The organism is Moraxella canis (genome assembly GCF_002014965.1).
Lineage (GTDB): Bacteria > Pseudomonadota > Gammaproteobacteria > Pseudomonadales > Moraxellaceae > Moraxella > Moraxella canis.
On sequence record NZ_MUXT01000008.1, the window covers coordinates 148059 to 171139 of the forward strand.

Annotated in this window: 15 protein-coding genes; 11 read left to right on the forward strand and 4 right to left on the reverse strand. The window is 44.3% G+C overall.

Translation table 11 applies throughout. The annotated features are described in order from the left end of the window. The first annotated feature begins 213 nt into the window (after nucleotides 1–213). From aceE to B0180_RS06865, 4 genes are all read left to right on the forward strand, one after another. Nucleotides 214–2961 carry a pyruvate dehydrogenase (acetyl-transferring), homodimeric type gene (gene aceE, locus B0180_RS06850; protein WP_078256253.1) on the forward strand — a complete coding sequence of 916 codons (2748 nt, stop codon included), beginning with the start codon at nucleotides 214–216 and terminating at the stop codon, nucleotides 2959–2961. 27 nt (nucleotides 2962–2988) lie between these two features. After that, nucleotides 2989–4662 carry a 2-oxo acid dehydrogenase subunit E2 gene (locus tag B0180_RS06855; protein WP_078256254.1) on the forward strand — a complete coding sequence of 558 codons (1674 nt, stop codon included), beginning with the start codon at nucleotides 2989–2991 and terminating at the stop codon, nucleotides 4660–4662. A gap of 321 nt (nucleotides 4663–4983) precedes the next feature. Continuing rightward, nucleotides 4984–5790, forward strand: coding sequence for a glutathione-dependent disulfide-bond oxidoreductase (yghU, locus tag B0180_RS06860; protein WP_078256255.1), 807 nt, complete (start codon nucleotides 4984–4986; stop codon nucleotides 5788–5790). A gap of 18 nt (nucleotides 5791–5808) precedes the next feature. Continuing rightward, the gene (locus tag B0180_RS06865) at nucleotides 5809–9918 is read left to right on the forward strand and encodes an exodeoxyribonuclease V subunit gamma (protein ID WP_078256256.1); all 4110 of its coding nucleotides are present in this window, start codon (nucleotides 5809–5811) and stop codon (nucleotides 9916–9918) included. Nucleotides 9919–9954: 36 nt separating this feature from the next. On the opposite strand, the gene B0180_RS06870 is transcribed toward B0180_RS06865, so the two are convergent. Together B0180_RS06870 and B0180_RS06875 are read right to left on the reverse strand one after the other, a co-directional pair. After that, nucleotides 9955–10986 carry a sulfate ABC transporter substrate-binding protein gene (locus B0180_RS06870; protein ID WP_078256257.1) on the reverse strand — a complete coding sequence of 344 codons (1032 nt, stop codon included), beginning with the start codon at nucleotides 10984–10986 and terminating at the stop codon, nucleotides 9955–9957. Nucleotides 10987–11176: 190 nt separating this feature from the next. Then, entirely contained in the window at nucleotides 11177–12262 is a 1086-nt protein-coding gene (locus B0180_RS06875) for a sulfate ABC transporter substrate-binding protein (protein ID WP_078256465.1), read from the reverse strand. A gap of 204 nt (nucleotides 12263–12466) precedes the next feature. On the opposite strand from B0180_RS06875, the gene B0180_RS06880 reads away from it, so the two are divergent. The 7 genes from B0180_RS06880 to mfd all read left to right on the forward strand — a co-directional run bounded on the left by B0180_RS06880 (nucleotide 12467) and on the right by mfd (nucleotide 21533). Then, on the forward strand, nucleotides 12467–13702 hold the full coding sequence (locus B0180_RS06880; RefSeq protein ID WP_078256258.1) for an O-succinylhomoserine sulfhydrylase: 1236 nt from the start codon (nucleotides 12467–12469) through the stop codon (nucleotides 13700–13702). 234 nt (nucleotides 13703–13936) lie between these two features. Then, nucleotides 13937–15067: a class Ia ribonucleoside-diphosphate reductase subunit beta gene (nrdB, locus tag B0180_RS06885; RefSeq protein WP_078256259.1), complete on the forward strand. Its 1131-nt coding sequence runs from the start codon at nucleotides 13937–13939 to the stop codon at nucleotides 15065–15067. A 74-nt stretch (nucleotides 15068–15141) separates the two neighbouring features. Next, complete coding sequence (locus B0180_RS06890; RefSeq protein ID WP_233424949.1) at nucleotides 15142–15483, forward strand: 2Fe-2S iron-sulfur cluster-binding protein; 342 nt, start codon at nucleotides 15142–15144, stop codon at nucleotides 15481–15483. Nucleotides 15484–15687: 204 nt separating this feature from the next. Next, a complete protein-coding gene (locus B0180_RS06895; RefSeq protein ID WP_143821292.1) occupies nucleotides 15688–16098 on the forward strand; it encodes a hypothetical protein in 411 nt (136 codons plus the stop codon). Nucleotides 16099–16202: 104 nt separating this feature from the next. Next, entirely contained in the window at nucleotides 16203–16904 is a 702-nt protein-coding gene (locus tag B0180_RS06900) for a D-alanyl-D-alanine carboxypeptidase family protein (protein WP_078256261.1), read from the forward strand. Between the two features lie 410 nt (nucleotides 16905–17314). After that, nucleotides 17315–17977 carry a thiamine phosphate synthase gene (locus tag B0180_RS06905; RefSeq protein ID WP_078256262.1) on the forward strand — a complete coding sequence of 221 codons (663 nt, stop codon included), beginning with the start codon at nucleotides 17315–17317 and terminating at the stop codon, nucleotides 17975–17977. A gap of 4 nt (nucleotides 17978–17981) precedes the next feature. Next, a complete protein-coding gene (mfd, locus tag B0180_RS06910) occupies nucleotides 17982–21533 on the forward strand; it encodes a transcription-repair coupling factor (RefSeq protein ID WP_078256263.1) in 3552 nt (1183 codons plus the stop codon). On the opposite strand, the gene B0180_RS06915 is transcribed toward mfd, so the two are convergent. Next, nucleotides 21530–21775, reverse strand: coding sequence for a hypothetical protein (locus tag B0180_RS06915; RefSeq protein WP_233424950.1), 246 nt, complete (start codon nucleotides 21773–21775; stop codon nucleotides 21530–21532). The two genes, mfd and B0180_RS06915, sit on opposite strands and share 4 nt — an antisense overlap. Before the next feature lie 23 nt (nucleotides 21776–21798). After that, nucleotides 21799–23055 (reverse strand): PD40 domain-containing protein, encoded by a 1257-nt coding sequence (locus B0180_RS06920; RefSeq protein WP_078256264.1) that lies wholly within the window; start codon nucleotides 23053–23055, stop codon nucleotides 21799–21801. Between the last annotated feature and the right edge of the window lie 26 nt (nucleotides 23056–23081).

The following is a 23081-nucleotide window of genomic DNA, read 5'->3' on the forward strand; positions in this document are numbered from 1 at the left end:
ATTAATTTTTGATTAATCCCACTATTTTTTTAATAAATGAAACTGGCATCGATATTTATTTTTTTGAATAAACTTTTGGTAAAAATCCTTTTATAATAAACCAAGAATATTTGTATATTGAACTTGTTTCAATAGGTTGCATGGGCAGGCAGCTGCTTGTGTGTCATATTCCACCATGAGTAATGGATGGGCAATTTTATCAGGGTAATTTCAATGACAAAATATTATAACGATCCCGATCACATCGAAACCCAAGAGTGGCTTGATGCTTTTGAATCGGTCATCAAAAATGCGGACAAAGATCGTGCACAGTTTTTATTAAAAGCACTGTATAACATGGCTGTTCAAGAAGGCTTGCCATTCAACCGCCTGGACACCGCGTATATCAATACCATTCCTGTTGAAGATGAGCCGACTTATCCTGGCGATTTGCACATGGAGCGTAAAATTCGTGCGCTGATCCGTTATAACGCCTTAGCCATGGTCATGCGCGCCAATCAAAATAGCGATGAGCTTGGCGGACATTTGGCGACTTTTGCCTCATCAGCGACACTGTATGAGACGGGCTTTAACCATTTTTGGCGTGCGCCTAGCGAAAACCACGGTGGTGATGTGATTTATTATCAAGGTCATGGTGCACCGGGGATGTACGCGCGCTCATTCCTGGAAGGTCGCCTGTCTGAAGAGCAGCTGATTAATTTTCGCCGCGAAGTTGATGGTAAGGGCTTATCAAGCTACCCACACCCTTATTTGATGCCAGATTATTGGCAGTTCCCAACGGTATCTATGGGCTTGGGTCCTTTGATGTCAATTTATCAAGCTCGCAACCAAAAATATCTGACCAATCGTGGTCTGATCAAGGACGAAGATCGTAAAGTCTGGGCGTTCTTGGGTGATGGCGAGACTGATGAGCCTGAAAGCTTGGGGGCAATCTCCATGGCAGGGCGTGAAAAACTGGACAATCTCATCTGGGTTATCAACTGTAATTTGCAACGCTTAGATGGTCCTGTGCGTGGTAATGGTAAAATTATCCAAGAGCTTGAGTCGGTATTCCGCGGTGCAGGCTGGCGAGTGATTAAAGTTATTTGGGGTGATCATTGGGATTCACTACTTGCCAAAGATACATCAGGCGCGCTCAAAAAACGCATGGAAGAAGTGGTTGATGGGGAGTATCAGCTGTACGAAGCACGCGATGGCGCCTTTGTTCGTAAAGAATTTTTTGGCAAGTATCCTGAGCTTGAAGAGATGGCAAAAGATTTCAGCGATGAAGAGATCATGCGCTTAAATCGCGGTGGCCACGACCCCAAAAAAGTCTATGCCGCCTATGCTGAAGCCATGAAAGCCAAAGGTCAGCCGACGGTGATTTTGGTGAAGACAGTCAAAGGCTATGGTCTGTCTACCCAGATTCAAGCGGTCAATAAAGCCCACCAAATCAAAAAAATTGACGAAAGCGGCTTAAAATATTTCCGCGATCGTTTCGATTTGCCATTGACCGACGAACAGCTTAAAGAATTACCTTTTTATCGTCCAAGCGAAGACTCAGCCGAATATAAATATCTGATGGGTCGCCGAGAGGCTTTGGGTGGTCATCTGCCATCTCGTCGTAGCGGCCATATTCCACTTGAGATTCCTGAGCTTTCGGTATTTGACCAAGTCCTACAAGGCTCAAAAGGCAAAGAGCAATCAACCACCATGGTGTTTGTGCGTTTATTGTCAGCTCTACTAAAAGACAAAGGCTTAAATAAGCATGTTGTACCGATTGTCCCTGATGAGGCGCGCACCTTCGGTCTAGAAGGGATGTTCCGTCAGTTGGGTATCTATTCGTCAGTAGGTCAAAACTATGTTGCCGAAGATGCTGATGCTTTGATGGGCTATCGTGAAGCCAAAGATGGTCACATGCTAGAAGAAGGCATCAATGAAGCAGGTGCCATGAGCGCATGGATCGCCTTATCAACCAGCTATTCGGTCAATGCGCTACCGATGATTCCGATGTATATTTATTACTCAATGTTCGGTTTTCAGCGCGTCGGCGATTTGGCATGGGCGGCGGGGGACTGTCAGGCTCAAGGATTTTTATTTGGTGCCACAGCAGGGCGTACCACGCTGAATGGCGAAGGCTTGCAGCACCAAGATGGTCATAGCCACATCTTATTTGGCACCGTGCCAAACTGCGTGACCTATGATCCATGCTATGGTTATGAGCTGGCTGTTGTCATGCATGATGGGTTACGTCGTATGTATGCCCAGGGTGAGCGCGTTTATTATTACATTACTTTGATGAATGAAAACTACGAACATCCTGCCATGCCTGAAGGTGTTGAAGAGGGCATTAAGCGCGGTATGTATCTATTAAAAGATAATGGCTCAACCCAAGTTCAGCTACTGGGTTCTGGCGTGATTTTACGTGAAGTTGAAAAAGCGGCGCAAATCCTTCAAGATGAATTTGGCATCACTGCTAACGTTTGGAGTGTGACCAGCTTTAATGAACTGACTCGTGACGGCATGGCGTGTGACGACTACAATCGCCTGCATCCAACCGCTGATCAAAAAACCCCATGGGTGACCAGTCAGCTGGCGCCGCACAAAGGCATCGTGGTGGCTGCGACAGATTATATGCGTAATTATTCAGAACAAATCCGTGGATGGCTGCCTGACTCGCGTCCATATGTGACTTTGGGCACCGATGGCTTTGGGCGTTCTGATAGCCGAGCTAAATTACGCAGCTTCTTTAATGTCAATGCTGAGCATATAGTTGTAGCGACTTTAAAAAAATTGGCAGATGAAGGCGAAATTGATGTTCGCTTGGTCCAAGATGCGATCAATAGCTTTGATATTGATGCTGATCAGGCGCCAGCATGGCAACCGCAGCCTCAATACGATTTCTTCCCAGATGCGCCGGCGCCCAAGGCAACTCGTGAGCCAAACCCTGTGCCTGAACTGGTCGAAGACGATAATCACTGATAATCACCCAATTTATAGGAGAATATGATGGAAATCAAAGCCCCCGATTTGGGTGTTGAATCAGCTGAAGTTGCTGAAATTATGGTAAAAGTTGGCGATAGCGTCAGCGAAAATGACAATCTGATTTTGGTTGAGTCTGATAAAGCCTCGGTCGAAGTGCCTTCACCTGGCGCAGGCGTTATCAAAGAAATTCACATCTCGGCAGGTGATCACATCTCTGAAGGGGATTTATTATTCACCCTTGACAGTGATCAAAGCAGCGATGCTAAAAACATTGATTCAAAAGCCGGTGATGAATCTCAAACCAAGCAAGCGGATGAATCCAAAGAGGATGCCCCTGTCAGCGATGATGAGTCAAAAGACGATCAGGCTGAGACGAATGAAGTAGGTGGCAGCCAAACTCATCATCTGCCAGATCTTGGTGTGGATAGTGCTGAAGTTGCTGATATCATGGTGGCGGTTGGCGATGAAGTGACCAAAGATCAGCCGCTGATTTTGGTTGAGTCTGATAAAGCCTCGGTTGAAGTGCCTGCGCCAGTCGATGGTGTGATCGAAGAAATCTTGATCAAAGCAGGCGATAGCATCTCAAATGGTCAAGCGTTTATTACCATTAAGGGCAAGGGCGCTCCAGCCAAACAGTCATCAAATAAAGAGCAGCCTGTCAAAGACGCCAAAGAAAAAGAGGTAAAAACCACTCAATCGGCGGCATCTGAATCTAAGAGTGAATCTGCAGCTCAAAGCTCGCAAACCAAGCTGCCAGAAGCTGTGGTGAACGAAAAAGCTCGTCATGTCTATGCCGGTCCTGCAGTGCGTAAACTGGCGCGTGAGCTAGGTGTGGATATCAGCGCTGTGACAGGCACAGCGGCTCATGGACGCATCTTAAAAGAAGACTTATTTGGTTATGTCAAATCAGTCATGAGTGGTTCTGCTAATCAAACCAAGGCTAGCACGACTGAGGTGCGCTCTGGCTTGCCAAGCCTGCCAGATATGAGCAATAAAGAGATTTGGGGTGAGATTGAAATTCAGGATCTCACTCGCCTACAAAAAGTCTCAATTCCTCAGCTAAATTACAATACCTACCTGCCTCAAGTGACGCAGTTTGATGTGGCTGATATCACAGATACTGAAAGTCTGCGTAATGAGCTTAAGGGCGACTTTAAGGCGCAGGGTATTGGTCTGACCATTTTGGCATTTATTGTCAAGGCGGTGGCATACGCACTCACCCAAACGCCGAAATTTAACAGCCATTTATCGGATGATAATACTCAAATCATTATCCGTAAGTCGGTGAATGTGGGTATTGCGGTGGCAACCGATGATGGCTTGATTGTGCCTGTGATCAAGGATGCTCAAGATAAAGGTATTAAGCAAATTGCCATTGAGATTGGTGAGCTTGCCAAAAAGGCGCGTGATAAGAAACTCACCGCCAAAGACCTACAAGGCGCAAGTTTTACCATCTCAAGCCAAGGTAATCTTGGCGGTACAGCCTTTACACCGCTTGTAAATTGGCCGCAGGTCGGCATTTTGGGCGTGTCTGAAGCGTCATATCAACCAAGATGGAATGGTAAAGAGTTTGAGCCGCGTCTCATGTTGCCGCTGTCACTGTCTTATGACCACCGCGTGATTAATGGCGCAGATGCTGCGGTCTTTACGCGCCATATTGCCAAATTGTTGGCAGATCCGCGCCGCATTTTGTTATGATTTAATCGCTAAGACCAAAAACGCATCGATCAAAATCGGTGCGTTTTTTAATTGACTGACTTAATAATTTGGTTATTTTTATTAAAATAATTTTAAAAATTCTAAGTTTAATATGACGACTAATTACAATAAAAGATAATTATAAACTGGCTTTTATTTTAACCATTTTTTAAACCAGTGCTCACAAAAATCTAAGCTTTTAAAGCTCAAAAAGCGGATGCAATTGGCGGTTTTTTGATGTATAGTGATATACAGATGATTCAAAATGATGGTATTTTTATGGCCATCAGTACAAAGAATACTTAAGCAAAAGGATATGATATGAACAGTTATACACCACCGGCAGTTTGGGATTACCAAAGCATCAAATCTAAAAACGGCGGCAAGTTTGGCGGTACAAATCGGCCGACAGCAGGCGCGACGCATGAGCAGAGCTTGCCTGTTGGTGATGCACCTTATCAGCTGTATTCTTTGAATACGCCCAATGGCATTAAGGTGAATATCTTACTGCAGGAGCTCAAATTGCTTGGCGCGATCGCAGGCTACGATGCCTATAAGATTGATATCATGGCAGGAGATCAGTTTGGCTCAGATTTTGTCAAAATTAACCCAAATTCTAAAATTCCAGCCTTGCTTGATCAGAGTGTCACGCCTGCCATTCGCATCTTTGAAAGTGGCGCGATTTTATTGTATTTGGCTCAAAAACATAAAGCCTTTATCCCAACCGATCTCAATCAGTTATCAGAGCTGTATTCATGGCTGATGTGGCAGATGGGGTCGGCGCCATTTGTGGGTGGTGGTTTTGGGCATTTTTATGCTTATGCGCCAGAGCCTATGGAATACCCAATCAACCGTTACGCTATGGAGACCAAGCGACAACTCGATGTCTTAGATCGGCATTTGGCGAACCACACCTTTATGATTGGAGCTGACTATACCATCGCTGATATGGCGATTTATCCTTGGTATGGGCGTTTGTGCTTAGGAGAGCTTTATGTTTCTGATAGCTATGACGCCGCTAAGTTTTTGGAAGTGGAAACTTATCAAAATGTCATCCGCTGGGCAAAAGCCATCGCAGCTCGTGAAGCGGTACAATATGCTCAATCTCTTGAGCTTAAAGCAATTTGATGTCCGATCCATAGTGATATGTTTAAAATTACTCAGTCAAATGACACCCAAATCTTGTTAGACCACCTGATTACTTACTATCAAAGAACTCAAGCGGAAGGTCAAGGGGCGGGGCTAGGTGCTGCTGTTTTTTCACCATTTACGGTGATCGTCCCGTCGATGGTGCTGGGAGATTGGCTCAATCGCAGCGTCGCAGAAAAGCTTGGTATCAGCACGCTTTTTGTGACACAATTTTGGGGTCAATATCAGTGGCAGCTCATTCAGCAGGTGCTTCGGATTGACGCCAATCATCATCCTTCGGACGCCTTACAAGTACCAGAAGTGGCGGTATTGTCGGGCTCGGTCATGCGTTGGCGGATTTTTGGATTTATCAAAACGCTATCCAGTGAGCAGATCATAAAAATCATGCAAGAGAATGAGCATCCTTTGTATGATTTTTTGACGGCAATCTATGACGCTCAGCACCAAAGCATTCCAGAGCATCGACTGTGGCGAAGCTGTGAGGAGGTGTCATCGGTCTTTGTTCGGTATTTGACCCACCGACCCGAATGGCTGCACGCATGGACCCATGGATTGCCACTGCCTGAGCCGATCGATGAGATGATCAAGACTAAGGATCGCTTTACCAATGAGTACGGCGATAGTGATCCAACGCCCGAGTGGCTCATCGAGCAGTATCATAATCTTGAAAAACTACTGCGATATCTGTGGCGACAATTATTTGCTGAGGTCTATGCCTATCGTGAGGCGCTTGAGGTGCGATTTTGGGCGGTGCTTGATGGTCTGCGCGGTGAAAGTGTAGCGACTGAAGCGCATCAAAGCCTGCCTGATAACCTTTATCTATTTACCGTTCAGCAGATTCCTTTGCTGGAGCTGCAATTTTTAAAGCGCTTATCGGTGCATTTGGATGTGCATTTATTGCATTTTAATCCATCAAAGATGTTTTGGGCAGATATCGTTGATAAAAACTGGCTGGCGACGCAGCGCATCATCAATCCAAGCTCAGTGTATCTTAAAGATTATGGTCATGCTTTATTGTCAAGACTGGGTAAAGAGTCTCGCGAAACTTTTGCGATGTTGGCGGATATGTCTGGCGGCGATTATTATTATGAAAAAGAGGGAGTGAATCACAGATTTTATGACACTTACCGCACGCCCAAAGACTGGCAAGTTGACTGGCAAGATGATTTCGTATCAACAGCTCAAGCCTCTGACAGTTTGTTAAATCAACTCAAATCTGACATTTTGATGCTTGAAGATGGCGAGGCGACCAAACAGTGGTGGCAACAACAGCTTGTGTCAGCGTTCAAAGACAGCGCGTTTTGGGAACAAAAAATCAAAACCAAAAGCCAGTTGATACTCCCTCTTGAATTGGGCGAAACCGATCAACAGCCGCGCCTGCCCAGTCTTAGCATTCATGCTTGCCACAGCCTAAAACGGCAGCTTGAAGTAGCTCGCATGATCATAGCTCGCTACCTTAATGAGCCAAATTCTGACGGCAGCCACCGAAAATTGTCTGACATTGTGGTTTATTTGCCCGAAGTTGAGGCAGCCGAGGACCTTATCCGATTGGTTTTTAATGATGATGTTGGTATGGATGGACTAAGCTTACCTGCCAAAATTACGGGTACTGCCAGTCGTGAGGTGGACTCGCTGATGAGTGCCATCAGTGGATTTTATCGGCTGCTTGGTGCCAAAAATGCACGGTTTTATCGTGAAGATGTGTATGAATGGCTGATGACGCCAGCGCTCTACGAAAGCCTTGATCTGGATTTTGAGTCAGTCAATCGAGCCTGTCAGTTATTGGATGCAGCTGGCTTTCGTCGAGGGTTTGACGCCGAGCATTTGGCAATGACGCTTGACGAAGCTGATTTGGATTATCGTTATAGCTTTAGCTATGCTTTGGATCGTATTGTGGCAGGCTTTTTAATGCCCCAAGATACGCCACTGCCAAGCCCATTGATGCATCCGTTTAAATGGCGGGATGAGTCGTTTCAAGAAGCAAGCCTACCTTTGGCGGGTGTCACATTAGCCGATCAGCCGATCGTTGAGGCGCTGTGTCTGATCCATGCAGGGCTAAGAGAGCTTCGTAATGAATATCAACGACTTGCGCCTGTGATTGATTGGCTTGAGCATATCGAGCATCGCGTGATTAATCGCTACTTCGCCAAATATCGCGAAACCAGTCAGATGCGCGTCATTTTCAAGGCGATGAACAGTATTGCAGCGAGTATTCGCGCCAACCACCATTATCACCGCCATGCCGCTACGCCTGCACAGACTGCTCAAAATATAGAGCTTACGCTTGAGTTTGTGCTTGAGAGTATGACAAGCCTGCTTTCTTCTCAAGCCGTGAGTGCTGAGCCAGCGGGCACGATCACTTTTGCGCGTTTTGGAACCTTAAGAAGTGTGCCTTTTGGCTTGACGCTGATGCTGGATATGAATTTATCGGCATTTCCGAGGCAGGATCGCCAAGCTCGCCTAGATTTGATGAAAGCTGGACTTAAGCGTCGCGGCGATCGGTTTTTGGAAGATGACGATAATGGCGCGTTTTTGGATGCCATGTTATGCAGCCGTGATGCCTGTGCGATTTTTTATACCAGTGTGGCGGAGGATGGCACCCAGTTGTTGCCAGCAGCGCCAGTCAGTGAGTTGATTGAATTTTTTAAATCCAATGTCGACTGGATGGCTGACTTTCAAGCAGATCGCGATCAAGCCGATCAAATGCACGCCAAAATCGCTGCCATCGCACCTAAGCTGGTTCAGAAGCTTTTGATTTATGAGCACGCAGCCAATGCGTTTGATGCTTCTGTATTTTATCAGACAGATGAGATGATGTCTGATGAAGATGATCTCACTGATTTTTTGACCCAAAAAATTTTACACGCCAAAACATCCCAAACATATTACCTACCGCCATCACCCATGATGGTGAAACTGCGCAGCTTACTGGATCAAGATTTTGATCAATTATCCATCGTAAGCCTACCTGAGGCAAGCGTTTATGAAACGCTTGCCCAAGCGCTACAAAAAAATCTACAAGGCGAAAGTGCGCCATTAGAGGAGATTTTAACCAGTTTTGGTATTCAATTGCCAAATAGCCTGCCACTTGATCAGATTCATCGCGCGCTTAAAAACCCTGCCATAGCTTATCTAAAGCACAAACTACCGCTGTTGTATGAAGCAGACGACAGCTTTGCAGAAGAGCCGCTGTCTTTGGATGGTTTGGGTCAATATCAGCTCAAAGAAGCCTTGATTGATGCCATGGCGCAAGGGGTGTTTGATGGGATGCCTATGGATGAGTTTAATCATCATAAGCTCATGGACGCCATTCATATCAAGGAGGATCAGGCAGCGCTCACTCAAATTGTACGCGTCTATTATGACAGCTTGCTGCCTGCTGGCGCCAATCGATTGACCAGTTTGGATATTTTGGTTGGTCAATTGGCAGATCTGACTGATGATTTTGCACAAAATCTAACGGATCTGTACCCCAAAAAAGAGCAATTATTATATTCATCCATGATCAGCCCTACCAAAGAGCAATATATTGCAATTGATCTAAACAATATGCCACTGGATATCGTCGCAAAAGTACCTTTAAGCGGCGATCATTGGCTGCGAGTGCTGCCAAATGCAGCGCGCGCAGGGCATTTTTTACGCTTTTATTTGCATCATTTGGCGTGGCAAGTGTGCAGACAGACCGACCAAAACGACATCGAACAAAATCTTGGCTGCAGCTTATGGCAGTTTGGGCGAGCTAGCAACGACTTAAAAGACTTTAATCTCGGTGACGCGTCTTTATTAACGCTAAAGCCCGTCCATAAAGAGTTGGCTAAGCGGCAGCTACAAAACTTCATGGCAGTCAGTTTATTAACGAAGCAGGTTCCTTTAGTTCTACCTTTGATGACTTCGCTGACCATAGTCGCTTTGTATGCCAAAAATGAGCTTGAATTTAGCGCAAGTCAGTTTGGTGATTGGTTATCGGGTAAGTATGACGATCACTGCCAAGGGCAGTCTTGGCAAAAGATATTAGACGGTTTGGAGCCACTACCTGAGATTGAAAAGGGCAAACAGCTTGCTTTGGTTTTATATGGTGGCTTATTAGATGCTCTAAAAATTGACTAAAAAGCAGCCAAATCACTGACTGCTTAATTGACAAACCTACTGTTTGGCTAGTGTGTCAAATTTTGCACCATCTGCAAAAAATTGGCTCATCACTTCATCCCAGTTACCAAAGACATCTGAGACAATAAAGGTGGTCAGCGCAGGAAATCTGTCTTGATACTCTGCTAAAATTTGTGGGCTGCTTGGACGCAAATAAAACTTGGCTGCTAGGCGCTGAGCATCATCGTGATATAGCTGTGCTAAATAGCTTTTTGCTACTTCTTGTGTTTGTTTTTTATCGACCACAGCATCGACAACCGCGACAGGGTTTTCGGTCGCAACTGTATAGCTGGGATAAACAACTTCAAACTCGCCAGGTCTTAGCGCATGAATGATATGGCTGGCTTCATTTTCAGGGGTGATGAGGACATCGCCGATGCCGCGTTGGGTAAATGTGGTGGTTGCAGCACGCGCGCCGTGATCAAACACGCTGACATTGGCAAGTAGCTGCTGCATGAATGCGTCAGTTTTTGGCTCATCATTACCAAAAGTGTGTAGCCCATAACCATACGCGCCCAAAAAGGCATAGCGACCATTGCCTGAAGTTTTAGGATTTGGGATGACAATTTCAATCCCTTCACGAGTCAAATCCAACCAATCTCGAATGTTTTTTGGATTCCCAGCGCGAACCAACAACACAGTTGCACTGGTATAAGGCACAGACTGATTTGGTAGTTTTTCTTTCCAATTTTGATCGACCAAATTTTTATTGACCAATAGATCGATATCGGAATTTTGGTTCATGGTGACAACATCTGCCTGAAGCCCATTGGCGACGGACATGGCTTGTTTACTTGAGCCGCCATGAGATTGCTTAATGCTTAAAGTGATATTTGGGTGAGACTTACGATAATGATCTATAAATAACTCATTGTATTCTTTATAAAAATCTCGGGAAACATCATAAGACACATTCAAAAGCTCAACTTTCTGCCCTTCATTTTTGGCGTTGCTATTGGCTGAATTTGTACAGCCATTTATGCCAAGACAAGTAATTGAGACAGCAGTTAAAAATTGGATTTTGTTCATTTTCAGACACTCCTTTTATGGATCATTGATCTTGTGAATAATTTATAATAATCAATAAAATATTCATAATAATAAAAAAGGCTTTTGTTTTTCCATTTTGGAATGATGAAAATGTTTAAGATTGATTTTATTTAAGTTCAATAAAAAAGCAGCCAAACTCATCGCTTGGCTGCTTTTATACAAAAGTGAATTACTGGTTTTGGGCTTCAACGGCGAGCTGATCGTACAAGCCGCCATCGCTAAAATAAGTTTTCATGATGCTTGCCCAATCTCCAAATACATCATTTGGGAAAAAGGTCGTCATGACGGGGAATTTATCGGTATGTTTGGCTAGAATATCAGGATTGCTTGGTCTTAAGAAAAACTTCGTCGCAAGCTCTTGAGCTTCGTCGCTGTACAGATAATTCAGATACTCTGTTGCAGCTTCGGTTGTGCCTTTGCTATCGGTCACAGATTTCACGACTGCAATCGGATTTTCTGCATTGACAGTATAGCTTGGATAAATAATATCCACATTGCCAAATTTGCCTTTGATGACATTGGCTTCATTTTCAAAAGTGATCAGAACATCACCAATACCACGCTGAGCAAATGTCGTCGTTGCTGCACGCCCACCGTTTTCAAATACTTTAACATTGCTTAAAAGTGATTTGGCGAACGCTTGAGTTTGTGCCTCGTTATTATTATAAGCATTCAAGCCATAGCCGTAAGCGCTCAAGAATGCATAGCGACCGTTACCAGTGGTTTTTGGGTTGGCGATGACGATCTCTGTGCCGCTTGTCGCCAAATCATTCCAGTCTTTGACGCCTTTAGGGTTGCCTTCTCGCACCAAAAATACGATGGTGCTGGTAAAAGGAATGGCATTATTTGGGAATGCTTGGCGCCAATTGCTATCCACTAGCTTAGCATCAGCCAGCAGCTCAATGTCAGAGCCTTGATTCATAGTAGCAACATCTGCTTGCAGTCCGTTTTTCACCGAAAGCGCTTGCTTGCTTGAGCCGCCATGAGACTGTTTGATCTCAATTTTGGCATCTGGATGATTGGTCAGATAATGGTTTTTAAAAACTTCATTATATTCTTTATAAAAATCTCGAGATACATCGTACGAGACATTCAAAAGCTCAATTGAACCTTGAGCAGGTGCTGTGCTGCTGCTCGCAGTGTCAGCACTTTGGGCCGGCGTTTCGGTATTATTAGAGCAGGCAGCTAAGCCAAAAGCGGCACCAAATGCTGTTGCCATTAATGTTGTCTTTTTCAGTGTCATCAATGTTGTCATGATAAATTCCAAACCAAATGAATAGATGGTGCATACTTTACGCAAATTTGTCATAAAAAACCAACGACAAATCAGACTTTTTATTTTCTATTTTGGAATTAGTAAACACCCATAAATCAGTCCGAGTGTGGCAAATGACTGATGAAAATCCAAAAAAATTATGCTATGCTTACCGTGTTTTATATCCCAATTTAAGGAATTTTTATGACTCAGCTTGACCCAAATTGGCAGACAGATGCACTTGATCCAAGCCTTGGCTATTTTGAGCAGACTTTGGCAGTTCGAGGCGGGTATCATCGCACGGATGAAGGTGAGCATAACGAAGCGATCTTTACAACCAGTAGCTATGTGTACGCCAGCGCCGCCGATGCCGCCGATCATTTTAATGGCAATCTCAAGGGCAATGTTTATTCGCGTCATACCAATCCGACGGTCAGAGCGTTTGAGCGTCGTTTAGCTTTGCTTGAAAATGGTGAGCGAGCTGTGGCGACTGCTTCAGGCATGGGCGCCATACTAACCATGTGTTTGGCGTATCTAAAAGCAGGCGATCATTTGCTTTGCGCCAAGCAGTTGTTTGGGTCATCAGTCGCGCTTTTTGATGGGTATTTTCAAGGATTTGGGGTAGAGGTCAGTTATGTGGACTGCTTTGATAATGAAGCATGGGCAGCGGCAATCCGTCCAAATACCCGTGTGCTTTATTGCGAAAGTCCAAGTAACCCTTTAGCGCAAATTGCCGATTTGCGCTACTTGTCCAGTCTTGCCCATGCACACGAAGCTTTATTAATTGTTGATAATTGTTTTGCCACACCAGCCATCCAAAAGCCACTGGATCTAGGAGCTGACGTGGTCATTCATTCAGCCACCAAATATATTGATGGACAAGGGCGTATCTTGGGCGGAGCGCTTGTTGGGCGTGATGAGTTGATGGAGAAGGCATTTGGCGTGGTGCGCACGGGCGGCATCAGTCTGTCACCCTTCAATGCCTGGGTGCTCTTAAAGGGACTTGAAACCCTGTCCTTACGCATGAAGGCGCATTGTGATAATGCCAATCAAGTCGCTCAATTTTTAGCAAGTCATCCCAATGTCAAAAAAGTTCATTTTTCAGGGCTGTCAGACCACCCATCGCATGAGCTCGCCAAATCTCAGCATACCGCACTGGAAGTGGATGGGGGAGCATTTGGGGCGATCATCGGATTTGAAGTGGCTGATCAAGCTTCAGCGTGGCAAGTGATTGACAGCACTTGTATGATTAGTATTACTAATAATTTAGGCGATGCCAAAACCACCATTACCCATCCTGCTACCACCACCCATTTTCGCATGACGCCCGAACAGCGCATTGAAGCGGGCGTCAATGATGGCTTAATTCGGTTATCGGTTGGGATTGAAGATGCTCGGGATATTATCAAGGATTTGGCACACGGTTTAGATGCGCTTTAGACAGAGCTTACATAATTAACCATAGCTTAATTTGAGATAATCTATGGTTAATTTTTTAATAATCAATTATTTAAAATAATTTTAAATAACATGATAAAAATTACTAAGATGATAAATGGGTTTTCAGTCTGATGTGTTTATGTTAAAATGACCAAAACACACAAAATGATAACCACTATCAGTCAAACCAAATCTGTTTAGTCACCTTATTTTAACTACAATTTGAGTCATCGCATGAGTTATTCTATTTTTTGCCAAACTAAAAATAATGCTTTGTTAGAGCCGATGTTTTTTGGTCAGCCGGTGAATGTCTCTCGCTATGACCAACAAAAGCACCCGATTTTTGAGCAGCTTATCGAAAAGCAGCTGTCGTTTTTTTGGCGTCCCGAAGAGATAGATGTCTCAAAAGATCGTATTGATTTTGCCGAGCTTTCTACGCACGAGCAGCACATTTTTTTAAGTAATCTTAAATATCAGACCTTGCTTGACAGCATCCAAGGTCGTAGCCCAAATGTGGTTTTATTACCTTTGGTTTCTATTCCTGAGCTTGAGACTTGGATTGAGACATGGTCATTTAGTGAGACGATTCATTCGCGCAGCTACACACATATTATCCGTAATGTTGTCAACGATCCAAGTAAGATTTTTGAAGATATTGTGGATAATGAGTATATCCTTGAGCGTGCAAGTGATATCGCCAAATATTATGACGACCTACATTTATGTGCCAAATTGTATGACTTACATGGTGAGGGCTTTTATCAAATTGACGGTCAGTCGGTTGAAGTGACTCTGCCAAAACTAAAAAAACAGCTGTATTTATGCATTGTCGCTGTAAATGTGCTTGAAGCCATTCGGTTTTATGTGTCCTTTGCTTGCTCTTTTGCCTTTGCTGAACGTAAAGTCATGGAAGGTAATGCCAAAATTATCAAAATGATTGCGCGTGATGAAGCTTTGCATTTAAATGGTACTCAGCATATGATTAATCTTATGCGCCAAGGCAGAGATGATCCTGAAATGGTCGCCATTGCCGAAGCGTGTCAGCAAGAAGCGATTGAGATCTTTAAAAGTGCCGCCGAGCAGGAAAAAGCTTGGGCAGACTATTTGTTCAAAGATGGTTCAATGATTGGTCTGAACCGAGATATTTTATGCCAATATATTGAGTTTATCACCAATACTCGCATGTCAGCCATTGGATTGCCAGCCATTTTTGAAACTAAAAGTAATCCCATTCCTTGGATTAATGCTTGGCTGTCTTCGGACAATGTCCAGGTTGCCCCTCAAGAAACGGAAATTACAACTTATTTGGTTGGTCAGATTGATTCTGATTTGGATGATGTGGATCTGGATGATTTTGAGCTATAATTATCAAAAGGGCTTGTGATCACACAAGCCCTAATTCATAAATCAGTCATAACAAGAAAAATAAAGATTGCGATATGGGTTGGATATTTACTGACGAGACACGATTTTATTTACACGACAACGAAACACTGCTCGATGGCATGATCCGTACAGAGCATAAAAAGGTGCGCTATGAATGCCGACAAGGCTACTGTGGCACTTGCCGCATGAAAGTGATTGCAACCACAGGATCGATCACTTTGGTAAAAAAACCGTTGGCGACTTTAGCAGACGACGAAATATTGGCGTGCTGCTGTACTTTAAATGGGACAGCCAAAGTCAGCTATTATCCTAAAAATGATAATCAGTTAATGCTACAAAAACTAAAGCTCAATCCTATCACTGATATTACTAGGACTACACTTAAAAGTGGATAAATGAAACATGCCCATCATTGAGCTCGGTTATCGATCCATTTTTAATTATTAAATAATGATATAGCTCCTACTTGCTTTGACCATTATTAACTCGGGTGGATATCGATATAAAGCCTTGAGCGGGTCAAAAAATCGACAAAGTGTTTTTAATGCATTTAATTAAGTCAAGATACTATTTTAACAATGTCGCAAAGTAAAATAAATATGCTTTTAATTAATGCAGGAAAACTATTTCCTTTTACTCAAAAAAGTAGAGGGGGTATAACTCGCCCAGAGCATATTAATGATATTGAAAAAGCTGTTTTGGATATTAAAATTATTCATGCCGATCCTAATCGGTGCTATTACCTTAGATTTGTCGCTTTGGATTGCGATGCGATTGATAATCCTAAAGCATTGAATGGTTGGGAGTTTGTCTCAATTTTAAAATCAGACTATGAGGCGGGAGTAGATAACATCACTTATTTAACCCAGCCAAGCCTAGATTCAGCGAAACTTCGGGTGCAGCTAAACGGCGGTATCATTAGTCATGTTTTTCATGCAATAGACGGTCAACCAGAGCTGATTTCTGTGACACTGGATGGTTCATTTTTGCCTAAAAAAGTAATTATCTAAAACTATCCCCAGATGTATCAGGATATGATCATATTATTCATGAAAGTTGCTATATTCCTACAAACATAAACTTTAATGAAGCCATTAATAGCATAACTCAGCGTATGGATGAGTTAGACAGAACACTAGAGAGGTCTATTGAAAATATGAAAGCAACTTCTGAAACAGTCTATGCTAAGTTAAAAGCTCAATGCTTTGGGATATTGCCTATTGATCCAGAAGGTAAGCCTGTTTATGATAATATACTGCATTATAAACGGTTAAACCATCAAACCTATCCGGCCTCTATCACAAAAGTAATGACCGCATTAGTTGCTTTAGAGTATCTTAGCTTGGATCAAAAAATCACGATTATTGAAGATGACATAGTGACTGGCTCTGGATACAACTTAAAAGCAGGAGATGTGATTAGTATCCAAGACTTAATAATTAATATGATGCTACCATCAAGCAATATTGCTGCTAAAGCGATTGCTCGAGCAACCTCCCTAGTAGCTGGCTTAGATTTTGTTGCTATGATGAATAGTAAGGCGAGGCAGTTGGATATGACATCAACTGTATTTAAAAATCCGACAGGACTGCCAGATTCTCAGCAACTGTCTACAGTTAAAGATATGATGAGATTGGGTGTTGCCGCCTCAAAACATCCTGACTTTTCTCAACTCTGGGGATTGAAAACAGCATCACTAACAGTAACAGGTCTTAATGCTCGAACCATTAAGGTTGAATCCTCTTTCTTGAAGGTAAAACAAAATCCGTGGTGCTTAGGTGGTAAATCTGGCAGTTTTAAAGATTGTGCCATGTGACACTAAAATCAGGCTATACAGGTATTGTTGTTATTCTTAAGTCTCCTAGTATTGAACAAAGAGATGTGGATATGCAAAGCATTGTTAATAATGTAAAAAAGCATTATATCTATCCCAATTCTAGTAAAATTATTAGAATTTAATTTGACGCTAAAAACTGATGAGTGTGATCAAAGATAGAGCAAATAACAAGGAGTGGTTAGCTCCTTGTTATTCTATAAGGCGAATGAACTACCAGGTAGAGTAGTCACTTACATAATACTCACACATATGATTTTTATTAAATATCCTAAAAACTCCCTTTCATTGTTATATGATTATTATGCACGGGTCGCTGATCTACGCTATAATACCTTTTTGATTTTAATTTAGCGGTTTTAGAACAAAATAATCAATTAGGATGATGATAAATGACTTCACAAGGTAATGATAAAGCACCTAAATTGTACTTACTCACCAATGATGATGAGATATCAACTTTGTTAGATAAGCTTGAGCGGGTGTTTGATACAGGCACGGTGTCATTGCTGCAAGTGCGCCGCAAGTCCACCTTGAAGCTGTATGATTTGGCGACGGTATATCGAGAAGCTGAAATGATCGTAAGCCTTGCTAGCGATTATGATATCGATGTGGTGATGAATGATGATTTAGAGCTTGCATCGCATTTTGGGACGGGGCTGCACTTGGGTCAGCGTGATGGCAGCGTGCGGGTTGCCAGAGAGATTTTGGGGGATGATGTGGTTATTGGTCGTACCTGCCATACAGACATTGCCCTATTTAAAGAAGCTAAGCGTGAAGGTGCTACTTATGGTGCCATGGGCACAGCATTTGCCTCTATCACCAAGCCGCGCGCAAATATCATCTCAAGAGACATTTTAAAAAAAGCCACTGAATTTGATTTTCCTTTATGCGTGATTGGTGGTATTGCCCTTGAAAATATCCACCAGCTTCGGGATGATCTAAACGGCGCGCCCGTTGATTATATCGCTGTCACAGCCGACATCATGGGGCATTCGGTGGATACCATCGCGGATAAATGCTTGGCGTGGCAACAAAAACTTAATACTTGGTAATACGATGATTGAGACACTGAATAAATTAAATTTACCAACCAAAGCAAATTTTAAGAAACCTTTACCCTTACTAGGTGGCGCGGATGTGAGTTTTTGGCTTGCGCTGGCAGCCAAAAGTGAAGAGCGGCTGATCGTGATGATCGCCAACAATCAAAATGAGCTCAACCAGTTGGAGACTGAGTTATCTTTTTTTGGCGTTGATGCGCACGTTTTCCCAGACTGGGAGATTTTGGCTTATGATCAGCTGTCCGTCCATCAAGATATCATTTCAGAACGCATCGCCTTACTGACACGGATGCCTACGACTGGGATTTTATTGGTGAGCGCTCAGACGCTGATGCAGCGTATCGCGCCGCCAAGTTGGCTGATAGGACAGCATTTTGATTTGACCGTCGGCGATCGACTTGATATTAATGAGCAGCGACTTCGGCTCACCAAAGCAGGTTATGTGCAGACGGACAATGTGTTTGAGCCGGGCGAATTTGCGGTTCGTGGCAGCATTGTGGATATTTTTGCGGTTGGTCAAAGCCTGCCGTTTCGCATTGATTTGTTTGATGAAGACATTGAAACGATCAAATTTTTTGATCCTGATAGCCAGCGCACTTTATCTGATGATGATTTATTTCAGCTAAAAAAAGATGCCCAAGCAGGTCTGAATACGCATCATGCCCAAAAGCTGCCATCTTATGCCAAACTTACTGAGTTTCGCCTGCTACCTGCCAAAGAATTTCCTTTAGAAGAAGGGCGTGAGAATTTTCGCCAAAATTTTGCCAGTCTGTTTCCCGATGCCAGCGCTCGCAAGATAGAATTTTATAATGATGTCATGGCAGCCATCGCGCCCCAAGGGATTGAATTTTATTCGCCTTTATTTTTTGATCTTGAAGATTGGATGAAGACGGGTAGTTTATTTAGCTATTTGCCCGATGATGCACTGATGGTCAGTCACGATGATCTTGCTACTCGTCATGATGAGTATTATCAGCAAATCCAAGCGCGCCACCATTCGCGTGCGCATGATAAATCGCTACCTGTCATGCCGCCTGATTATTTATTTTTAGCAAATAATGAATTTCATCAAGCATTGAAGGCTTATCCCAGAGTCATCGTTAGCACAAACAGCGCTGATGCTAAGATTGGCGCTATGCAGAGCTTAGACCCACCGACTTTGGCTATCAATCACCAAGCCGCTGAACCTTTATCTGAGCTGCTATCATTCATCAAATCAGAACAAGTGCCGATTTTATTGGTTGCCGAAAGCGCTGGTCGCCGTGAGATCATTCTTGAGCTTCTCAAAGGTAAGATCGCCGTACAAATAGTTAAAGATTATCAAGAATTTATTGATAATTTGGACCAGTTTCATGCCGATCGTATCGCCTTGAGTGTCGCGCCGATTGAGCGTGGGCTTTGGTTGCGTTACGAAGCGGGCGGCTTATGCATTATTTCAGAGACACAAATTTTTGGTAGGCAAGTCCTGCAAACACGCCGCCGCCGTCAATCAAGCATTTCGCAAGCTTTTTTGGTCAAATCGGTAACCGAGCTGACCGAAGGGGCGCTGGTGGTTCATCTTGAGCATGGGATTGGGCGCTATCACGGCTTGGTGGTGCTGGATGTGGGTGAAGGTGAGCAAGAATTCATTCATCTAAAATATGCTGATGATGCCAGTATCTATGTGCCTATTACCAATTTGGCGCTGATTGGGCGATACAGCGGCACGGATTCTGAAGCGGTCAGCCTATCTAAAATCGGCTCAGGCAAATGGGAAAAAGCCAAGCTAAAAGCGCTTGAGCAAATCCATGATGTCGCCGCTGAGCTTTTGAATGTGCAGGCGCGCAGAAATGCCAAATCAGGCATCAGCTTTGATATCGATATGGCTCAATATGAGCTGTTTGCTAGCCAATTCGCTTTTGAAGAAACCCTCGATCAAGCTGAAGCCATCCATGCGGTGATGCATGATATGAAACAAAATAAACCGATGGATCGACTGATCTGTGGGGATGTTGGCTTTGGAAAGACTGAAGTGGCAATGCGTGCAGCATTCATCGCGGTGCAGGCAGGCTATCAAGTCGCCGTGCTTGTTCCGACGACGCTTTTGGCAGGTCAGCACGAAGACAGTTTCTTGAATCGCTTTGCCGATTGGCCGATTAAAATCGAGAGTTTATCCAGATTTGGCAATAAAAAGCATCAAGACAACATCCTTGCAGGGCTGGCTGATGGCACGGTGGATATAGTGATCGGCACACATAAGCTCATCCAAGACGATGTCAAGTTCAAGCGGCTTGGTTTGATGATCATTGATGAAGAGCATCGTTTTGGCGTGCGCCACAAAGAGCGCATCAAGGCACTACAAACCGATATCGACAGTCTGTCTATGACTGCCACGCCCATCCCACGCACACTGAACATGGCGCTATCAGGCATGCAAGATATCTCTATCATCGCCACACCGCCTGCCAGACGCTTAGCGATTAAGACTTTTTTATTACCCAAATCTGATGAGACGATTAAAGAGGCGATTTTGCGGGAGATACTCAGGGGTGGTCAGGTGTATTATCTGCATAATGATGTTGCCAGTATCGAGACGGCGGCTGAGTCGCTTCGTGAGTTGGTCGGTGAAGCGCGGGTGGCGGTCGCACATGGGCAGATGAATGAACGCGAGCTGTCCGCGGTGATGAATGATTTTTATCATAAAAAATTCAATGTGCTGGTTGCCAGCACCATCATTGAGACAGGCATCGATGTACCCAATGCCAACACCATTATCATTCACCGAGCGGATAAATTTGGTATCGCTCAGCTGCATCAGCTGCGCGGCCGTGTGGGACGAAGCCATCATCAGGCTTATTGCTATCTGATGGTGCCGTCCTTGAAAGGCTTGTCAAGCGATGCCAAAAAACGCCTGAATGCCATCACCAGAGCCAATACTTTGGGCGCAGGATTTATGCTTGCCAGTGAAGATTTGGAGATTCGTGGTGCTGGTGAGATTTTGGGTAAAGAGCAGTCTGGCAATATGCAAACCATCGGCTTTGGCTTATATATGGATATGCTTGAGCGTGCCACCAATGCCATCAAACAAGGCAAGACGCCAAGCCTTGCCACGCCACTGGATTTGGTCAGTGATATTGATATTCATGCATCCGCGCTGATACCTGATGAGTATTTGGGCGATGTGCATGAGCGTTTGGTATTTTATAAAAGAATCAGTAGCTTAGACGATGTCAATCAGCTGATAGACATTCGTACCGAGATGATTGATAGATTTGGCACGCTACCCACCCAAACACAAAATTTATTTGCGGTGCATCGCATTCGCATACGCGCCAAAGCGCTAGGGATCACCAAGATTGACGCCTCCCAAAGCACCATCAGTATCGAGTTTCGTCCTGACACGCCTGTCGATGGGCTGGCGATTATTAAGCTGATTCAGTCCAATGATGGCTATCGCATGAATGGCGCAACTGCCATTCGCTACACCAGTCAGCAGCCGATGGATGTCCAAGATAGAATTGATAAGGTCAATGAACTGTTATTATATTTTGAATCTGCCAAGACCACCTAAAACCAATCTTCCAAAATAAATATCGTACTAGGCTGTTGTATGGTTGTAGGGGTTGGGCGGTATTTGGTGGGTAGAGCGTCAGCTGATGCAGCCTCAGGTTTGGGCGGCAATTTTTCGCGCGTATGGACGACGACAGGCATTGGGCTTTTTGTCACTTGAATGTGCTGACAGCCGCTCAAGCTGATCAAGCCTGCCGTCACGCCCACCACGAAAAATCTTGCTCGAGCGCGGTATTTCGGCATTTTGGTTGGCACACCCATTGGCATTATTTTGACCAAATTGGATCACGCGCCGCGCCCGAGGTTGGAATGGCGCGTGTGGCATTACTTGATAGCGAGCGGATCATGAGCTGGTTTTTGCTGCCTTGATTGGATGTGTAGATGATCCGTGTGCCTGAGGGCGAAAAACTGGCAGACACATCGGTGCCTAAGACACCAAAACTTTGCTGAGCGCGGCCTTGAGCATTGGCGATGATGATCCGCCCCCCTGATACATACACAAGCTTTGAGGTATCCAAGCTTAAGCGTGGGTTGGTGGCGTGAGAGGCGATTTGGGTGCTGCGCGCGTTACCAAACTCATAGCGATACAAGCTTTGGCGACGCGTGCCTTTATCGGCGGTATAAATAAAGCCTGACCCATCTGCCAAATAATTTGGCGAATTCTCAGCGCCAGCTAATGTGGTGAGGGTGTCTAAGTGATTGGCGTGCAAATTGAGCCGATAAATGTTCGGATTATTATTCTCATGGCTACCTGAAAATAAGATACTACCACCGTCTGGCGAAAAACTTGGCGCCAAATTATGACCCCAAAATGGCGTAACAAGCTTTGGCGTGCCGCCTGAGACAGGGACGATATAAATCACGGGCAGGCTATTTTTTGTTTGTACACTATAAGCAATGCTTAAGCCATCGGGAGAAAACGCAGGCGTCATGATCGATCCATTGACCGTATCTAGCGTGCGGATGAGTTGACCGCTTGGATCAATCAATTTAAGAGTTGAGACTTTATTGTGCGGTGACCCACTTTCTTCCACATAAGCGATTTTACCCATCAAATCCGATGGCTGTCCTGTGATGGCTTGATAGATTTTATCGCTGATTTGGCGATAGGCAGCTTGTACAGCGGCAGGATGATTATCGCTGATTTGGGTGTGCTTGACGCTCACCGAACCAGTCTTAGTATCGACGATTTCGTAGCTGATTGCAAGCTTATTCCCTGGAATGCTATGTGACTGTGCCAAAATGACATATTCAAAGCCTTGGTTGCGCCATGTTGTCAGATTGCGCAGAATCTCGCTACTGGCTTGGGTATGCTGCGGTAAGTTTTGGTGGGTGGCGCCAAGACCTGCCAAACTTAGATGATGACTGACTTGATGAGCGTCTGAAAAAGGCATGACTGCCACAGGGTATCGGCTTTGGGCGACTTGCTCGGTAATGACAATCAGCTCATCATCAGCGTGCGCATCAGCGGCAGCAAGGCTAATTGTCAGAGCAAGGCAGGCTTTGGTAATAGGTGATTTCATAAAAATTCCATGATGATTATCGATGA